Below are 18,290 nucleotides of genomic sequence, written 5' to 3'. Positions count from 1 at the left end.
TCTCGCTGGATTAATGTATAAATACCAAATTACCAACCGCTATTTTAGTATAAGAAATTAATTTACCAGGCATGCTGCCGTGTGTACTGGGCAAAGCGAAAGGAATAAAACAGATAATGAAGAGAAAACACAGCTATATCCCATGGATTTACTCATTTCCTGCATTGCTCCTGATTGGTATTATCATTGTGTTCCCCATTCTTTATACAGGATTTATATCCTTGACCAATATGAATTTGTTCCATTGGATGAATTATAAAGTTATTGGTCTGGGTAATTATGTGAGGGCACTGTCTAAAATCAACTCAGGGTTCTTCGCCGCATTGATGACTACAATTTTATGGACCGCTATAAATATGGTTCTGCAGATAGTACTCGCTTTTTTTATCGCACTGGGTTTAAACGCACCCGGCCTTAAGCTGAAGCGGCTTTATAAAACTCTGCTTATGTTTCCGTGGGCAATGCCTGCTTATGTTTCTATCCTGTTGTGGCGGGTCGGTATATATAATACAGAGTTTGGGTTGCTGAATAAGATAGCTGTGATGCTTGGACAACCCAAGGTCAACTTTCTCTCAGAAAATATTCCTGCTTTTCTTTCCTGTCTCGTGTTAAACCTATGGATGGCTTTACCCTTTATGATTATGATGATTGACGGAGCACTGCAAAGCATTGATCGAAGCTATTATGAAAGTGCAGTAATGGATGGAGCTGGTTTTATGAAGAAGAATATTTATATTACTGTTCCGTGTATACGGCCTGTGATTGCTCCTGCAGTAATCCTGACTACCTTTACTACCTTTAAGCAGTTTGATATTATTTATCTTTTGACCATGCAGAAAGGCTCTTATACCGGAGCAACGCTTCAGACCGTTATAACCTATGCACATCAGAATGCATTTGTATCTAACAATTATGGACTGTCGTCAGCTGTATCCATTGTTATATTTGGAATAATCCTTTTATTTTCCATATTTACCAACAAGAGTGTCAAGGAGGAGGAAGCAAATGAAAAAGTATAGAATGAAAAAAACAATTGGCTACATTGCTCTGAATATTGTCTTTATCCTTCTGTGCCTGGCAGGATTAATTCCTATATTATACGCAATATCACTGGCCTTTAGCAAAAGCGGGTCAGCCCTGTCTTCGGGGTTGTTTCTGTTGCCTAAAAATCCAACCTTAGAAAACTTTCGAAAGATACTGTTTGAGGAACCATTTTTCGTATGGCTTAAGAATTCTGTAATTCTGAGTGTCGGAACCATGGTTATTGCAATGACTGTTTCGGTAGAAGCGGCATATGCCTTTTCCAGATTCCGTTTTCGGGGCAGAAGAAGTGCATTAAAAATGCTTCTGCTGTTGAATGCATTTCCCCAGATACTTTCCATGTTTGCTATTTTTCGTTTGTACAAAATCATGCACCTTTTAAATCTGCATCTGGGTCTGATTTTGATTTATGCAGGCTCAATGTGCATTTTCGGCATCTGGAATATGAAAGGATATTTTGACACAATACCGATTGAGATTGAAGAAGCTTCAAAAATTGATGGAGCTGGAAATCTTAAAATGCTTGTAAAGATTATACTGCCTCTTGCGCGGCCGGCGATTATCGTAACCTCAGTCATGGTTATTATATTTGTCTGGAACGAATACTTATTTGCAACAACCTTTATGCTGCAAGAGAATAGCTATTCTCTTGCAGGCGGGTTGTACCAGCTGCAAGCTGACGATTACGGCAGGAACTGGTCCATATTTTCAGCAGCAGCCATTTTGGTGTCGGTTCCGGTTCTTATCATTTTCTTCTGTATACAGAAGTATATGGTATCAGGTCTTACCGCTGGCGGTGTAAAGGGTTAATAGATGATTATGAACAGAATTAAAGGAGCTAAAAATGAATAAAAGTGCAATTTTACATATACCCCAGTCCCAGTACGCATTTGCTAATGATGAGAAGACAATGACGATTCGCCTAAGATCGGAAGTCTCGGATCTTTCCTCTTGTACCCTCTATTATGGAGACCGGGCATGCAGTAAGAGTCCGGTAGAGTTTTATCCACTACCAATGGGGGTGGTAGCCAGGGATGAATTATTTGATTATTATGAGGTTACCTTTGGGACTCCGTATAACAGAGTATGCTATTATTTTAAATTAGTAAAGGGAGAGGAATGGATCTATTATTATGCTAATCAATTCTCAGCGGAATTGCCGGATTTCGTCCTGGACGGTACGGTAATCGAAGGACGGAGCGAATACTTTCAATATCCTGTTATTTTAAGAAGTGAAATTCTAGACGTTCCCGACTGGTTTAAGAACGCAGTGGTTTATAATATATTTCCTGATAGCTTCGCCAGCGGAAAGGGCAGAATAGATAATAGTGGGAAGCAGATTACACTGGAGGGTGGTGCGGTAAGTAAAAGCAAGTTTGGAGGTACCATTCCGGGGATTACAGCAAATCTGGATTATATCAGAAATCTGGGTTTTAATTGTATCTACCTGAATCCAGTATTTACAGCCGGAGAGAGCCACAAATATGATTTACTGGATTATTACCACATTGATCCTTGTCTTGGCAGTGATGAAGATTTTAAAGATTTGGTAGAAAAGGTGCATGACAGGGATATGACGATTGTTATTGATGGCGTCTTTAATCACTGCAGCTGGCACTTCTTTGCCTTTGACGATGTTGTTAAGAATGGAGAACAATCCAAATATAAGGATTGGTTTTACAATTTGAAATTCCCTGTGATTCGTCCTGCCGGCACAAAAGATGTACCAACCTATGCCTGCTTTGCCTATGAAAAAAAGATGCCGAAGCTAAATACCGCCAACCCCGAAGTTCAGAAGTATTTTGAAGATGTCTGCAGGTATTGGATTAGGGAGTACAAAATTGATGGATGGCGGTTGGATGTGGCTAATGAAATAGACCGGAACTTTTGGAGAAATTTCCGCAGAGCAGCCAAGGAAGAAAATCCGCAGATTGTATTAATCGGAGAGGTTTGGGAGAATTCAGAGAGTTGGCTTAGGGGGGATGCTTTTGACTCTACTATGAATTATAATTTTCAAAGAAATTGTAGAGAATTTTTTGCAATGGATAAACTAGACGCCTTTCAATTTTCAGGTGCCATATCAATGATGTTATTTCGTTATCCGACCAATATTACCCTGGGTCAGCTTAATTTACTGGATAGTCATGATGTACCTCGTTTTCTTTCCCTATGCAGGGGTGATATTCGAAAGTGGAAGCTTGCCTTTCTTTTTCTAATGCTCTGTCCGGGAGTTCCAAGCATGTTCTATGGGGATGAGAAGAGAATAAGCGGAATTAAGGAAGCAGAATATCGAAGACCGATGCCCTGGCAGAATGAGGAGAATGAGATGGCGGATTTTGTGAAGAGTATTGTCAGTATTAGAAAAATCCATACGAATCCCCAAGCCTGCTTTGAAATAGTTCACGCGGAGAAAGAAAGCAGAATGTTTGCCTTTGTGAGAAGGGGAGTGAAGGGTACGGTTCTGGTTTGTATGAATGCAGGAGAGAAAGAAGAGTATGTTGAGATTCGAAATGTTAGACAGGTACTTATGGAAGCTGGGAGTGTTAGGGATAAAGATAATTATAAAATTTTGCCCTACGGCCTTGGAATATATTTATTACAGTAGAAAGCAAAGGAAGGAATACGTTTAAGAATCTGATTAACGATGCGTACAGCCGTGATATATCTATAAAAGTTAAAAGCCAGATAAAAGTAAGATATATACACGGCGATTATATCGTACCATTTGAACCAAGCTTAGCAAAATAATCAATTGCAAACTGACGGAATAATAGTGCTGCCTGGGGCAGGTAGCGTTCTACAGTATAGGAGAGGGATATGGTTCTTTCACAAGCTGGTTCTTCAATATGCAAAAGTTTCATAGAAGACCCGGTAGACCCGCCCCACGTAATTGCAGGGATAAATGCGATACCCTGTCCTGCTCTGATAAGACCACGAACAGTTGCCGGATCATCACTTTCAAATATAATCTGAGGAGTAAATCCGGCATATTGGCAAAACTTATCGGTGATTTCCCGAAGTCCTTGCCCCGGCTTTAGGCTTATGAAATTATCACCTGCAACCTCACTAAGCTGGATATTCGTTCGCTTTGCAAGTGGATGTTCAACTGGGACTGCGAGAAAGATTTCTTCTTTTATAATAGGAATGCTATTAGTACCTTCAAGCTTAATGGCAGATGAGGAAATGCATAAGTCAAAATCTGGTTTGGTTATGGAACCGGGGAAATGCTGTATCAGGTTAAAACTTATATGTGGATACTCCTTACGAAAGGAGCTTAGGAGTTCCGGCAGCAGATTAGAAGCAGCCAGTACAGCCAGCTTTACGTCTCCGAATGATTTTCCGGCTAAATCATTCAGTTCTTTTTTTCCATCTTCTATTGCAGCTAATGCTTGTTCCACTCTTTTTAAAAAAGCCTTACCATATTGATTTAAATGTATATACTTTCCGCGACGGTCAAACAATAATACCCTCAGTTCCTTTTCTAGAAGTGAAATAGTTTTACTAAGAGCCGGTTGAGGGATGTGTAGTTCTTCTGCTGCCCGCGTTACATGCTCATAACGGGCAACGGTTTGAAAGTATTTCAGTTGTAATAGTTCCATAGTAAATCCTTTCATACATGTAAAAGTATATAATATATAGATAATTATATATTAGACGTTATATATATTTCAAGCTTATAATAAAAGGAAAATTAATTGCAAAGCCGGAATTATCCCATGGGAAAAAATATATCTGAAATATCAGAAGGAAGGGATAAGAGGAGTAGAACAATATATGACGGAAATAAAAGAATAAGAGATCAATTTATTTATGAATTAGCTAAGAATTATTATTAAATTCACACTATAATTTAAATAAAAAGGAGAGACGATTATGACAACACAAAGAATGACAGAACTTTTGCAAAACCCGGAAATTAAGGAGGCGTTACAGCAAAGAGATTGCTTCTCGAAATAATGCCAATATTAAAATACTAAATGAAGAAGTTAAAGAATTGGCTTTGAAACTGGGGCTTAATTTTATAAACGTAGATGAAGGTCTGACAGATGAAGAAGGAGATTTGAAAAAAGAGTTTACGGTGGAAGGAGTCCATATGTGGTCAAATGCATATGCAGTCGTTCTTAAGAATATGAAAAAGTATTTATAATAAAAGTTCTTTATTACAAGAAACCGGTTGGTTGCAGAATGTATCCGTCTGCCTTTTTTTACAATATTGTTTTGATACCTAATAACATTAATGGTAATAAGATTTCCTTGTACTGTAGATTACCTCCTTTTTGCCTTTTAGATATAGAAAGGTAGAAGCTGTGTATTGACCAGGAATTACACATAAGAAAAGGATAGTAAAAAATACATGATATGCAGTTAAAGTAAAAATCCTGCCTTTACTGCATATCATGCACATTTTTATTAATATGTTTAAAAGGCTATGAAAACAGCCTTAAAATGCAACAGTAGAACCGCTTCTTCCCACTTGTAAACTTTTATGACTACTTAAAAAATAGCCAATCCAGAACATTTTTAATGTCCTTATCCCAGAAGTCCCAGGTATGCCCTCCAACATCTTCTTTATACACTAACAGAGCATTCTTTTGTTCGAGTCTTGCCTTAATGGAAAGATTCATCTCATATAAAAAGTCATCCCTCCCGCAGGACTGGTACAATTCCGGTATCTTTCCAGCCTTAACACAGTCATCGTACAGACGTATTAAATCAGATAAACTTCCATCCAGCTTATCAGGGTTCTCAAATAGGCTGTTCCACATAATTGGTGCGTTTATTTTATTATTGATACTATCCTGATACAGTTTTACAATATCTAGTGCTCCGGACATGCTGGCAGCCTTACAGTACATATCAGGGTTCGAAAGAGCCAGATACCATGCGCCATAGCCGCCCATGGAAAAACCGGCTATATAGGTATCTTCACGCTTATCGGATATCGGGAAAACACTTTTAATGAATTCAGGCAGTTCTTTTGTGAAAAAAGCTGCATATGCATTACCATGAAACATATTCTGGTAAAAGCTGTTTTCTGCTGAAGCCATGACTAATGCGCAGCAATGCTCTTGTGCATATCTTTCCACATTACTGAAACGAAGCCAGGAGCTGTAATTACCATATGCTCCATGCAAAAGGTATACAACAGGAAGTCCTTCCTTATAATGATATTGTTTTTTTACTTCATCGTCTGTAATTTGCTCATTTCCCTCTGGAGTCGGAATAAATACATTTAGTGCGATAGTATTTTTTAAGGTGCTGCTATAGTAATTACAGGTCATAATTGCCATGATTATAGTATTCCTTTCTAATAAATTGTATTACTAGTCAATTGTGAAACTGTTTTTTATATGATGTAACTAGTCAAAACACCAAAAACAGTCTGTGATTATTATCAAGTCACCTTAATTTTGGTGATTTCGTCTGCTTCATTATTCTAAACAAATAGCTTCCCAATTACCTAATTGTGATTACATGCCAAGTATATCGAATTCTTCAAAAGAAACAGTTAAGGAATAATCTTCTTTTGGATTCTTATACTTGATAAACACTGATTTTAAGGTCTGGCTGTAATACCAACCTGTTTTCGCTGCCTCAAACTTTGCACGGTGATGAAAATGTTCCATGAATTCATTATTAAGTTTAACCCAATAAGGAGATTTATCCTTGCGTATCATGTCAACCAGGATGGTTTCTACGGAAGAACGATAATTGCCTTCCCGCTTTACTTCAAAGGTTACACACTCACCAGCCTTCATAAGCATGTGTTCTTTTAAATATACTCCGTTTTCATAGTCCATTGAAGTGCCGTCGTCTTCATATAGGACAAATTCACCATCTTTATCAGGTGCCATGATTATATGGAGATTGGTAACTTTATCCTGGTGCAGGTTATAGAGTTGATTGTCTGCTAACGGGATTATGGCTCCGGCTCTTATATACATCGGAATACTTGCTAAGGTAACAGGTATTTGTATGGTACGTCCTCCCTCTAAGCGTTCTCTGGTATAGTAATCGTAAAAGATTTCATCCTTTGGTAAATAAATATCCCGTACGGTTTGATTTTTCTCCACGACATTGGCTACAAGAAGAGAATCACCTACCATAAAGTCAACACCATTTTCATAACAATTCTCATCATACTGAAAGGCTGCAAGCATTGGTTGTATAATTGGCAGACCTGTTTTATAGGCTCGTTCCATTAAGGAATAGTAATAGGGTATCATTCGGTAACGAAATTGAATGGCATCTTTAATGTAGTCCTTGCAGTCAGAATACATCCAGGGTTCTGTTACTGTATTATCTGTATTAGTAGAATGAATGGAAAAGCGTGGCTGAAAAATACCGTTTTGAACCCATCTTACCAGTAACTCAGGCTCTGGTGACGGACCATAAAAACCTCCGATATCACAGCCATAGTTGGTTACTCCACATAATGCCATCCCAAGTATAGTTGCTATGTTATATTTTAGGGAGTCCCAACTGGTGTAATTGTCTCCGGCCCAGGACTGAGCATATCTCTGGATTCCTGCATGTCCGGAACGGCATACAATAAAAGGTCTCACTTGTGAAGAGGTTTCATGAATGGCGTCCTTTGTAATATGACACATAATGTTTGACATTACAGATTTTAACTGTCCGACTGTCCCGCCTTTCCCTTCAAAATCACAGTGAGCATCCTTGTCAACAATGCTGTCATATTCACAATTATCATTCCATATGCTGGTAACTCCATAATCCAGAACATTTTTCTTTAGATAGGTTTTCCATATATTCCTCGTATGACTTGAAGTAAAATCAGCAAAAAGTCCTTTGCCACCCCACCAGGTTCCAATACAATCGTTTGTTTTGCAGCTGTCTTTTATAAATACCTGTTCTTTTTTTAATTCATCCAAATAAGGATGCGTCAACAATAAACCAGGTTTTATGTTTGGAGAGGTACAAATACCTCTTTTTTCCATTTCTGTGAAAAATGTTTTTGGGTCTTTAAATCGTTTATTATTCCAGGTAAAAACATAACGCTTGTTGTCTGATACTGTATAGCCGGAGGAAAGTTGAAAACCATCTATGGGAATCTGTTCTTCTCTTGCAGTATCAATAAATTCTAAAATAGCATCATCACAATCATTCTCAAGCTCGGAGTAATACATGGAAGAGCCTAGATATCCCAATGCATATCTGGGAAGCATGCAGGATTTGCCAGTAAGGTCGGTGTATCTAGTGATAACCTCAGAAACGGAAGGGCCTGCAATAAAAAACAAGTCGATATCTCCGCCGTCAGTCCGGAAGCGGCTGTGCTTCTTCCAATAATTGCTATGTTCCCTGCCCATATCAAAATCACATTCGTACGTGGTGTGATAGAAGTAGCCGGAAGCTATTTTGGTATTCTTATTGCACTTAATATAGAAAGGGATGTGCTTATACAAGGAATCTGTCTCAATGGGATCATAGCCCATCGCATCTTTGGGGCTCATTGTCATGCTTTTTTTATATTTATTTAGGGTTCCGGTTTTTTCGCCAAATCCGTAAAAACAGTCACCCTCAAAAATCTCACTTGTATGAATACGTCTGCTGTTGGAATCCTCTTGATAGCCAAGGTCCTCCAAATCAGCATGAAGATATAGTCCGTCTTGATTTTTAATACAAATCCTAAAAGGATTCTTATCAATTTCAACTGACAATTGATTTCCTACTAATATAATTTTTTCATTCGTTTCTTTTATAACGGCATCCACCGGTTTTATTCTTGTTCTGGCACCTTCCATAAAAGTATCCATTCGGTCTTCCCAGGCAGTCATAACCAGACTATAGGATTCTTCTGCGAATTCACCGTCAAAACTTGTCCGAATTCGGATGATACTATCTGTCATAAAAAGAATTCTTATGAATGCCTGGTCGGTTACAATTGTATAACCAACTTCAGATTGAGAATAATTTAGTACTTTACTACAGAGCTTCAAAGTAATACCTCCTCTTAACTGTTTCAAATTTTTATTTTGATTTTATTACTTGTATTATAACGTGTTGCCCGTCTAGAGGCTATGCGTATAATGACATGTTAATGTAAACTTTCTACATATCTTGCTATTTTTTAAATTATTGGTAAGAATGTATATTATAATTCATTAAATCGTCTCTAATTAGTTTTTTACATATCTATATAACAACAAGATATGACAATAATTTAGTAATTTTGCATTACAATATGGGATATTTATGTCGTATATTGTGTTATAATGGATAAAAATCATAAAGGAGAAGCATGATGAAAAATTTTGAACAAAAAATATTTCCATACCTGTTATTGTTACCCACGATTGCTATTTTTGGCTTATTTTTATTTTATCCGGCTATCAATGGACTATGGATATCATTTACGAAATGGGATGGAATTAATCCACAAAAGTTTATCGGTATCAAAAACTATGTTGATTTGATTCAGGATGAAAACTTTTGGAATTCATTTTTAAACACTATAGTATTTACGGCTATATCAGTACCGGCAATATATGTATCAGCCTTAGTACTGGCTTTGATATTAACTAGAAATATTAAGGGCAGCAGTTTTTTCAGAGCAGCCTTTTATTGGCCAACTATGATTTCAACTATAATTGTAGGTTTAAGCTGGCGATTTTTACTGGGAGAGGATTTTGGTGTTATTAATTACTTGCTTACGGCAATGGGAAAATCCCCAGTTAAGTGGCTGACTAATCCAAAGATTGCAATGGGAGTTATTATTTTTGTAACAGCCTGGAGTCTGGCTGGCTATTACATGGTTATGTTTATTGCAGGGATTAAATCTATCTCTGATACGTATTATGAAGCAGCTAATATTGACGGAGCCAGCTTCGGTCAGCAATTCCGTTTTATTACCCTGCCTCTTCTTAAACCAACTACCCTGTTAGTTTTGGTATTATCTACGGTTACAGTTATTAAAACCTATCCTTTGGTTTACGCATTAACCCAGGGAGGACCGGCAGGTTCAACAAAATTAATGGTTCAGTTAATTCAGGAAACAGGGTTTGATAAGAATAAGATGGGTTATGCCAGTGCAATGACTATTATTCTTTTTATTATTTTAGCAATTCTTACATCAGTACAGTTTAAAGTAAATGAAGGAGGAGAACAGGATGAAAACTAATAGCTTAAAAAGCGGAGGAAAGATAGTACTCCTTGCCTTGTTGCTTTTTACATTGACTTTTATTTTCCTTATGCCGATTGTCTGGATTATTTTTTCATCCTTTAAAAATGCAGGAGAATTATTTTCTTGGCCTCCAAGCCTGCTTGGTAAAAATCCTTCTTTTCAGAATTATCGGGATGCATTAAGCGAAGGCGATTTTATCAGATACTTTATGAATACCGTGTTTACCAGTGTGGTTGCAACTATTTTGACAGTAATGGTAAATGTAATGTCAGGCTACGCATTTGCAAAATACAGGTTTAAAGGTCAAAAGATATTATTTGCTATCGTACTTGCAACACTTATGGTACCTTTAGAAGTTATAATGATTCCGGTATTTAAAGTAATTGTAGCAACTAATTTATATAACAATCTTTGGGGACTAATTATTCCGGCTGTGGCTTCACCTACTGCTGTATTTCTTGTAAGACAATACTACATGGGGATTACCAGTGCTTATATGGAAGCCGCTAGAATTGATGGAGCCTCTGAATTTTATATTTTTACTAAAATCATGCTTCCCATGGCAAAACCAATTATTTCAGTTCTTTGTATTTTCTCATTTATGTGGAGATGGAATGATTATCTTTGGCCAAAGCTTGTTATCAACAGTAAGACAAAATACACTTTACAGCTTGCACTTGCTAACTTCTCAGGAGAATATTCCGTTGACTGGAAAAGCCTTTTGGCAATGTCTGTCATATCCATGATTCCGGTAATTATCGTATTTATTTCACTTCAGAAATATATTATCGGAGGGATGACCGCAGGTGGCGTCAAGGAATAAAAATTGATAAAGGAGATTAACATGAAGTATATAGAATATCCGCTTTTTGCGGAAGGATTTATAAATCACTTCCTGACTACAGGGGTTTATACAAAGCCGCAGCAATTTGAAAAGGCAATTTTAAAAGGCAGGGTAAATGAATGGCTAAAGAAGGGATTTTCGATTCATGAGAATCCATGCAGGAAAGAATTTGTCGCTAAGAGACAAGCAGAGCTGCCGCCTTATTTAGACTTAAGCCAATATTCTCTGGGGGAAAAGGTTGAAGTATTTGGTGAAGTGCATCCGGTTAAGTTTTATGCGCCTTTTGGTAATATTGCCCAGGAAGAGTCCGGATTTTATTATACACCAACTTATTTAAGAACCTATAGCTACGCAATACTAAAAGCAGAAAAAGAGGAAACGGTTGAGTTTGAACTGACAACCTGCGGAGGAGTAACGCTTTGGGTGAATGACCAGTTGGTAGAGGATTTTATTCCCTTTACCAGAAATCTTGTAAAGAGTACAACGGTGACTGTAAATCTAAGAAAAGGTGAAAATAAGTTTATAATCTGTCTGGATGATTTGGCAGAAAGGGATACCGATTATTATTTCCGTTTAAAACGTATGGGTAATGCATCTCTTACGGTATTATTACCAGTTGCAGAAAAGGTAAGGACAGAGCTTGTATTAGAATCAGAAAAAATGCTTGATAATATCTGTTTTGAGAAGGAAGCCTACATTAGTGAACCCTTAAAGCTTAGATTAAATAATATGAATAAGCAGCCAATGGAGGTTAAGGTAACAATTACTCCAGGTGAGTTTATAGAAAAAATGGAGGAGAACTGGAAGTTAATCCAATATAGAAACTATGAGCTACAGCCAGAACAGCAGGTGCTAACATTAATGCATTCGGATGAGATTCATCCAGGGTATTATTATTTTACCGTTGAAATGAATGTAGATGGCATTGTTTTAAAACGTAAGATTGGGACTCAATTAGTCCGAAAGGATTTTTTAAGCTACCAGGAGGAAAAACTAGAGGATAGGAAAAGACGTGCCCTTGAGACAGTAATCCAGTTTGGAGTAAATAATGTTTATAAATCAGCTGCACTTTTTAAATTGGGAAGAGATTTTAAGTTGGCAGAAGCAATTATTTTAGAGGAATTGGCCGGAGTACGTAAAAGAAAGGATTGCTGTGATTTTCATTTTGTAATTATATTATATATTTACCGTACTTTTCATGAGGTTTTATCAGACAAGCTGAAACAAGAGATTGAAGAGGCTATGCTGAATTTCCGTTATTGGATTGATGAGCCTGGAGATGATGTAATGTGGTTTTTCAGTGAGAATCATGCGTTACTTTTTCATATCTGCCAGTATCTTGCAGGCAAGTATCTTCCGGAACAATTTTTTACAAACAGCAGCCGGCTTGGAAAGGAAGTAGAAAAAAGAGGAGCCGAACTACTAACAGAGTGGTTTGAGGAATTCTTTAAGGAGTTTATCACCGAATGGAATTCTAATGCATATATACCGGTTGATGTAATCGGTATTGCTACACTCTATAATCTAACAGAGCCGGAAAATGAATTTCATAGCAAAGCAAAGACTGCGCTAGATATGATTTTTTATGCACTTAGTATTAATGAGCATAGGGGTGCTGTCATGACCAGCTTTGGTAGAAGTTATGAAAAAGAGTTAAAGGGTAATTATAATGCCGGTACAACTGCGCTTTTATACCTTGCCTATAACGCAGGGCATCTTAATCGTGCTGTAATAGGATATATCGCTCTTGCTTTAGGTGACTATGAAGCGCCTGAGGAATATAAAAAATATCTGAAGCTGACAGGAAGCCAGCAGCTTATTCACCAAAATACACAGGGATTTGAACAGCATGTAAATTTATATTTATATAAAAATTCTGAGGTTGTACTATCTACCGCTGTTGGGTTTAAACCCTATCAGCCAGGATATCAGGAGCATATTGTACAGGCAGCCATTGATAAAACAGCGCAGGTTTTTGTTAATCATCCCGGTGAATCTCATACGTATGGAAGCGGAAGACCGAATTTCTGGGCAGGAAACGGAGTGCTGCCATTTGCTGCTCAATATAAAAATGTCAGTATATTAAAGTACAAAATTGCAGCAAACTATAGAATAGACTATACCCATGCATATATTCCGCTAATTGAATTTGAACGGTATATAGGTGATAAAAATGTAATTGTACTGGAAAAAGACGGTGCTTATATTGGGGTCTATGCCAATAATGGTCTATCAATTCAGGAAAAGGGACCTTGTCAATACAAAGAATTCATTAGTCCCGGAAGAGAAAATATTTGGATTATAAAGGTTGTTAAAAGCTGTGACTATGAGAATTTAGATGACTTTTTCAGGGAATTTAGAAAAATACAAATTGATCTTAGTGAAAATGAGCAAGTAAATATAATAGATAATACAACAAGTTATCAGATTGATAGTAATAATGAATTTTTAGTAAATGGTCAGACTGTTTATCAATATCCGCTTTCCGTACAGGGAATCATACAATGGGAGGAATAATCAAAATGATTAATAAACAACAAATAGATGTCTTATTGAATTTAGTATCTGATAAGATGATGGCACTTAAAAATAATGGGATGGAAGAAAAATTTCCAATTAGCCTGATTGATATAGATTGTTGGGAATGGCCGCAAGGAGTAGGTATCTTTGGTTTATATAAATACTATAAAGTAAGCGGAAAAAAAGAAATCCTAGAGTATTTAATAGAGTGGTTTGATGAAAGACTAAAAGAAGGAATACTGGAAAGAAATGTAAACACTACGGCTCCCATGCTTACGTTAACCTACCTATATGAAGAAACTAATAAGGCTGAGTATCTTAACTTAATCGAGGATTGGGTCGACTGGATAATGAAGGATAAGAAGCTTCTTCGAACAGGAGATGACTGCTTTCAGCATATGATTACAGGGGATCCAAATGATGGTGAAATATTAATAGATACGATTTTTATGACTCTTTTGTTCCTATATAGAGCGGGCAAAATTCTGAATCGTAAGGATTGTCAGGATGAGGCAAGCTATCAAATTCTTAACCATATTAAGTACCTGCTCAACAAGGAAGTTGGATTATTTTATCATGGGTTTAATTTTAACAGAAACAATAATTACGGTAAAGTTATGTGGGGAAGAGGTAACAGCTGGTACACAGTAGCTGTTATGGAAATCATACAAGAAGTGGAGCTAAACGAAGCAATAAAGCGTTATTTCCTGACAGTATATAAAAATCAGGTTAAGGCTCTAAAGTTGTATAGTAACAAAGAGACAGGTCTTTGGCATACCGTTATAGATGATTCAGACTCTTATGTTGAGATATCAGCCAGTGCAGCTTTTCTGTGCGGAATTATGCAAGGAGTAAGATTAGGTATTTTGCCGAAAAGTGAGTATATTGATGAGATAGATAAGGCTTTGACTCATATTGTCCAATATATTGCTGAGGATGGAACAGTTGAGCAGGTTTCTTATGGTACTCCAATTGGGGAATCCGGTGATTTTTATAAAGAAATTCCTTGTTGTCCAATGACCTATGGGCAGGCGCTAATGATTTTATTATTACAGGAGGCATTATTAGATTATTGGCACTAGAAAGGTGTGTTTTTGCATGAAGGAAAGGGTGTTTTTTGAGGAGTTTGATTCTTTGTATTATTTTCATGGCTCATCCCAAAATTGGGCGATGCAGGGATTCCATTTTCATAAGCAATATGAAATTTTATTATTTCTAAGCGATGGGGCACTGCTTGAAGTTGGAAACCGTTCTTATAATGTAAAGACGGGGGATATTTTTCTTCTTAATAACAAAGAATATCATAGAACAAGTGGAGCAGTTGGGAAGTCACATAACCGTTATGTATTGATGTTTGACCCGGAATTATATCTGGCGGGATGTACGGAGGTTTTTGGATATGAATTCGATAAGTTTTTTGAGCACAGACCGGAAAATTTCGTACACCGCTTGAATTTGTCTCAAGAAAATCTTAAGAAAGTCGAAAAGCTTTTTTTGAATATTGAAAGAGAGATTAATGAAGGTGATGATAAAGCAGTACAAGCTAAATTAAGGTTAAGCATTTTAAATCTAATTGTAGAACTTAATGAAATGTATCGTTTCTTTCTAAAAGAGCAAAAGGAGACAAATAAAGCAATTAATTCCCAGGAAACGGACTTCGAGTTTAAAGACCCTATTTTATACCGTGAAAGAATTGAACAGATAAAAAAGTATATTGTAGAGCATGTAAATGAGAAGTTGGAACTTGATGATATTGCAAAAGAATTTTTTATGAACCGTTATTACCTCAGTCATTACTTTAAAAAAGAAACGGGCTTTACTTTACAGCAGTATATCACAAATAGAAAGGTTGTAGAGGCTAAGGCTAAGTTAAGAAGCGGTTATTCTGTTACGGACATTGCTGCCCAGCTTTCCTACAATAGTGATAGTCATTTTATAGCAACTTTTAAGAAAAGTACAGGTATCACACCTAAAAAGTACGCGCAAGAAAAGAAAAATAGCAATAATGAATAATATTTAATGATTAATATGCGATTTTTTATGCGAAATAACTGTTAAAATGGGTTTACAAACAGAAAGGAGAAGTAATTTATGAAAAAAGTGTTATCGATTCTACTAATTATGGTTGTAGTTTTAAGCACATTTACTGCTTGTAGCAAAGAGGGAGGAAATACTGATAAAGTAAAAACTCTAAATGTTGTATGGTTTACGGATGGAAAAGAAAATGAGTCCTTTAAAAAACTAGCAAGTGCATATGAAGAGACTCATAAGGATGTAAAGATTGAATTAATTGAAGTTCCGTATGGTGATATTGAAAGCAAAATCAAAAACATGATTAACGGAAAGCAAACACCGGCATTAGCAAGATTGACAAATCTTGGAGCATTTCAGAACCAGCTCGTAGATTTATCTGAATATGTATCGGATGCAGATGCATTTAAGAATAGCTTTGGTGAAGGCTTAAAATTCGTATTTAATGACAAGATTTTAGCAGCTCCTATGGATATTACAGCAAATGGATTAATCTATAACAAAACGGCCTTTGAGAAGGCAGGCGTATCTGTTCCTCAATCAGAAGATGAGATATGGACCTGGGATGAGTGGAAGGCAGCAATGAAGAAGGTAATGGAAAATAGTGATTGTAAATATGGACTTGTATATGATAAGTCAGCACAAAGATTCAGTACTTTAATGTATCAAGCCGGAGCTAGTATGCTGAATAAGGACTTAACCGCTTCTAATTTTAATACGCCTGAAATGAATCGCGCAGTTAGCTTCTTTAAGGAGCTTCATGATGAAAAGATTACTCCTGATTCTGTATGGCTCGGTTCTGAAAATCCGAATGAATTATTCCGTACAGGCCAAGTGGCAATGCATTTTTCCGGAAGCTGGATGATAGCGAACTATAAAGAAGCAATCACAGATTTTGAATGGGGTGTAACTTATCTTCCAAAAGAAGTAACAAGATCCTCTGTACCTGGTGGAAAATATCTGGCTGCCTTTCAGGGTTCTGGTGTAGAGAAGGAAGCTGCTGAATTCATCGAATGGATATCACAGCCGGAGAACAATGCAATTTATTGTCAGGAAAACAGCTATCTTTCCCAGGTAAAAGGAAATGAAAAATTAGATTATGATTATGGTGCTGAGTTCTTTGAAATCTTTTCAAAAGAATTAGCAGCAACCGGAACTCAACCTGGTTCAGAATGGGGTTATCAAGCATTTACAGGAGCTGTACAGGGTGAAGTTAGAGACAAGCTTGCATCCGTTTTAGCAGGAAACATAACCGTTGAAGAATATCTTCAGGACATGGATACCTTATTTAATGTGACCTTAGCAGATCTTAAAGAAGAATAACAACAGAAAAAAATACCAAGGCTGCTGCAATTTATTCTGTATTGTAGAAGTGTATGAATACCTTTTTGAAGTCGAATTTAAAATACCTGTCCGTTGTGTATGCAATTATGCAACAAAGTGTGCGTAATTAGCATACACAGCCGACAACCTATTATTTTGACAGTGTAGTGCAGGAAATCATACTCTATCGGATTTCATTAGATTTGTAACAGCCCCTAAAAGGAGGATTAATAGAGATGAGAAAAGCTTTTATATCCCCTGCAAAATATGTACAGGGTGAAAACGAAATTGAAAATTTAGGATACTTTATTAGAACATTTGGTAAATCGGCCCTTTTGATTGCGCATAAAGATGATGTGCAGAGGGTACAGGACAAACTGAACAAAACAGCAGAGAAATTTCAGGTAACCTTTGTAGAAAGCGGATTTTGCGGTGAGTGTTCCAGACAAGAGGTAGAAAGATTAAAGGCACTGGCAATGGAAAAAAAATGCACATGTACCATTGGTCTGGGAGGCGGAAAAGCTATTGATACTGCAAAATGTGTGGCAGAGGGTGAAGCATTAATTATTGTTCCGACTATTGCTGCGACAGATGCACCTACTAGTCATTCGGCGGTTTTATACACCCCGGAAGGTGCCTTTGATGATTATGCATACTTCAAACAAAATCCAAGTGTGGTATTAGTGGATACTACGGTAATAGCCAAGGCACCGACTCGGTTTTTAGTTGCCGGTATGGGAGATGCACTATCAACTTATTTTGAAGCAAGAGCAAATGTTGCCTCTTACACCAAAGTCAATGCAGGACTTCCCTGTGGATACAGAGAAGGCTTATGTGGTGAAGCAAGAGGTACTCAGACAGCATTTGCACTGGCAACTTTGTGTTATCAAAACCTGTTAAAAGATGGAGTAAAAGCTAAAATAGCTTGCGATGCCAATGAGGTAACGCCTGCTTTGGAAAATATAATTGAAACAAATATACTTCTTTCGGGTATTGGCTTTGAAAGTGGTGGACTTGCAGCTGCTCATGCCATTCATGACGGTCTCACTATCTTAGAGGGTACACATAAATACTTCCATGGAGAGAAGGTTGCTTTTGGCACACTGGCGCAATTAGCACTTGAAAATGCAGCAGTAGAAGAATTAGAGGAAGTAATGGACTTTTGCTCATCCCTTGGCTTACCTATCTGCTTAGAAGATATAGGAGTGGAAGAAATAACAGAAGAAGAGCTTTATCAGGTTGCAGAAAAAGCATGTATTCCTGAGGAATCCATCCATGCCATGCCATTTCCGATTACAATAGAAGGCGTTGTGGCAGCCATCAAGACGGCGGATGCACTTGGAAGAAGATATAAAGAAAATGGTATGTTATAAGATTAAATAAATG

Annotated in this window: 14 protein-coding genes; 11 read left to right on the top strand and 3 right to left on the bottom strand. The window is 37.1% G+C overall.

Annotation, left to right across the window (positions count from 1 at the left end):
• The first annotated feature begins 116 nt into the window (after positions 1-116).
• From acsn021_RS12240 to acsn021_RS12230, 3 genes are read left to right on the top strand one after another with little or no spacing between them, the layout of a single operon-like run.
• Positions 117-1,019, top strand: coding sequence for a carbohydrate ABC transporter permease (locus acsn021_RS12240; protein ID WP_184088894.1), 903 nt, complete (start codon positions 117-119; stop codon positions 1,017-1,019).
• Positions 1,006-1,851: a sugar ABC transporter permease gene (locus tag acsn021_RS12235; protein WP_184088898.1), complete on the top strand. Its 846-nt coding sequence runs from the start codon at positions 1,006-1,008 to the stop codon at positions 1,849-1,851. Before acsn021_RS12240 ends, acsn021_RS12235 begins: the two co-directional genes overlap by 14 nt.
• Before the next feature lie 34 nt (positions 1,852-1,885).
• Entirely contained in the window at positions 1,886-3,646 is a 1,761-nt protein-coding gene (locus acsn021_RS12230; RefSeq protein WP_184088901.1) for a glycoside hydrolase family 13 protein, read from the top strand.
• 106 nt (positions 3,647-3,752) lie between these two features.
• Here acsn021_RS12230 and acsn021_RS12225 read toward each other — a convergent pair whose 3' ends face one another.
• Entirely contained in the window at positions 3,753-4,640 is an 888-nt protein-coding gene (locus acsn021_RS12225; RefSeq protein ID WP_184088904.1) for a LysR family transcriptional regulator, read from the bottom strand.
• Between the two features lie 395 nt (positions 4,641-5,035).
• Between acsn021_RS12225 and acsn021_RS12220 the strand changes: the two genes are divergently transcribed.
• On the top strand, positions 5,036-5,188 hold the full coding sequence (locus acsn021_RS12220; protein WP_184088907.1) for an SGNH/GDSL hydrolase family protein: 153 nt from the start codon (positions 5,036-5,038) through the stop codon (positions 5,186-5,188).
• Between the two features lie 343 nt (positions 5,189-5,531).
• Here the strand turns inward: acsn021_RS12220 and acsn021_RS12215 are convergent, their stop codons facing one another.
• Positions 5,532-6,332: an alpha/beta hydrolase gene (locus tag acsn021_RS12215; RefSeq protein ID WP_184088910.1), complete on the bottom strand. Its 801-nt coding sequence runs from the start codon at positions 6,330-6,332 to the stop codon at positions 5,532-5,534.
• A 180-nt stretch (positions 6,333-6,512) separates the two neighbouring features.
• Positions 6,513-9,002: a glycoside hydrolase family 31 protein gene (locus tag acsn021_RS12210; RefSeq protein ID WP_184088913.1), complete on the bottom strand. Its 2,490-nt coding sequence runs from the start codon at positions 9,000-9,002 to the stop codon at positions 6,513-6,515.
• 305 nt (positions 9,003-9,307) lie between these two features.
• Between acsn021_RS12210 and acsn021_RS12205 the strand changes: the two genes are divergently transcribed.
• From acsn021_RS12205 to acsn021_RS12175, 7 genes are all read left to right on the top strand, one after another.
• The gene (locus acsn021_RS12205) at positions 9,308-10,183 is read left to right on the top strand and encodes a carbohydrate ABC transporter permease (protein WP_184088916.1); all 876 of its coding nucleotides are present in this window, start codon (positions 9,308-9,310) and stop codon (positions 10,181-10,183) included.
• Positions 10,173-11,009 carry a carbohydrate ABC transporter permease gene (locus acsn021_RS12200; RefSeq protein ID WP_184088918.1) on the top strand — a complete coding sequence of 279 codons (837 nt, stop codon included), beginning with the start codon at positions 10,173-10,175 and terminating at the stop codon, positions 11,007-11,009. Before acsn021_RS12205 ends, acsn021_RS12200 begins: the two co-directional genes overlap by 11 nt.
• Positions 11,010-11,030: 21 nt before the next feature.
• Positions 11,031-13,547, top strand: a complete 2,517-nt coding sequence (locus tag acsn021_RS12195) for a hypothetical protein (RefSeq protein ID WP_184088922.1) — start codon at positions 11,031-11,033, stop codon at positions 13,545-13,547.
• 5 nt (positions 13,548-13,552) lie between these two features.
• Positions 13,553-14,632, top strand: coding sequence for a glycoside hydrolase family 88/105 protein (locus tag acsn021_RS12190; RefSeq protein ID WP_184088925.1), 1,080 nt, complete (start codon positions 13,553-13,555; stop codon positions 14,630-14,632).
• Between the two features lie 16 nt (positions 14,633-14,648).
• The gene (locus acsn021_RS12185) at positions 14,649-15,563 is read left to right on the top strand and encodes an AraC family transcriptional regulator (protein WP_184088928.1); all 915 of its coding nucleotides are present in this window, start codon (positions 14,649-14,651) and stop codon (positions 15,561-15,563) included.
• Positions 15,564-15,641: 78 nt separating this feature from the next.
• Positions 15,642-16,904 carry an ABC transporter substrate-binding protein gene (locus tag acsn021_RS12180; protein WP_184088931.1) on the top strand — a complete coding sequence of 421 codons (1,263 nt, stop codon included), beginning with the start codon at positions 15,642-15,644 and terminating at the stop codon, positions 16,902-16,904.
• A gap of 236 nt (positions 16,905-17,140) precedes the next feature.
• Positions 17,141-18,277: a glycerol dehydrogenase gene (locus acsn021_RS12175; protein ID WP_184088934.1), complete on the top strand. Its 1,137-nt coding sequence runs from the start codon at positions 17,141-17,143 to the stop codon at positions 18,275-18,277.
• The last annotated feature ends 13 nt before the right edge of the window (positions 18,278-18,290 follow it).

It is taken from the genome of Anaerocolumna cellulosilytica, assembly GCF_014218335.1.
GTDB lineage: Bacteria > Bacillota > Clostridia > Lachnospirales > Lachnospiraceae > Anaerocolumna > Anaerocolumna cellulosilytica.
The sequence above is the reverse complement of the archived record's forward strand: the minus strand, read 5'-3'. Positions and strand labels throughout refer to the sequence as shown.

Coding starts and splice junctions, on each gene's coding strand:
- acsn021_RS12240 (WP_184088894.1), top strand. CDS start 117: ATGAAGAGAAAACACAGCTATATCCCATGGATTTACTCATTTCCTGCA.
- acsn021_RS12235 (WP_184088898.1), top strand. CDS start 1,006: ATGAAAAAGTATAGAATGAAAAAAACAATTGGCTACATTGCTCTGAAT.
- acsn021_RS12230 (WP_184088901.1), top strand. CDS start 1,886: ATGAATAAAAGTGCAATTTTACATATACCCCAGTCCCAGTACGCATTT.
- acsn021_RS12225 (WP_184088904.1), bottom strand. CDS start 4,640: ATGGAACTATTACAACTGAAATACTTTCAAACCGTTGCCCGTTATGAG.
- acsn021_RS12215 (WP_184088910.1), bottom strand. CDS start 6,332: ATGGCAATTATGACCTGTAATTACTATAGCAGCACCTTAAAAAATACT.
- acsn021_RS12205 (WP_184088916.1), top strand. CDS start 9,308: ATGAAAAATTTTGAACAAAAAATATTTCCATACCTGTTATTGTTACCC.
- acsn021_RS12200 (WP_184088918.1), top strand. CDS start 10,173: ATGAAAACTAATAGCTTAAAAAGCGGAGGAAAGATAGTACTCCTTGCC.
- acsn021_RS12195 (WP_184088922.1), top strand. CDS start 11,031: ATGAAGTATATAGAATATCCGCTTTTTGCGGAAGGATTTATAAATCAC.
- acsn021_RS12190 (WP_184088925.1), top strand. CDS start 13,553: ATGATTAATAAACAACAAATAGATGTCTTATTGAATTTAGTATCTGAT.
- acsn021_RS12185 (WP_184088928.1), top strand. CDS start 14,649: ATGAAGGAAAGGGTGTTTTTTGAGGAGTTTGATTCTTTGTATTATTTT.
- acsn021_RS12180 (WP_184088931.1), top strand. CDS start 15,642: ATGAAAAAAGTGTTATCGATTCTACTAATTATGGTTGTAGTTTTAAGC.
- acsn021_RS12175 (WP_184088934.1), top strand. CDS start 17,141: ATGAGAAAAGCTTTTATATCCCCTGCAAAATATGTACAGGGTGAAAAC.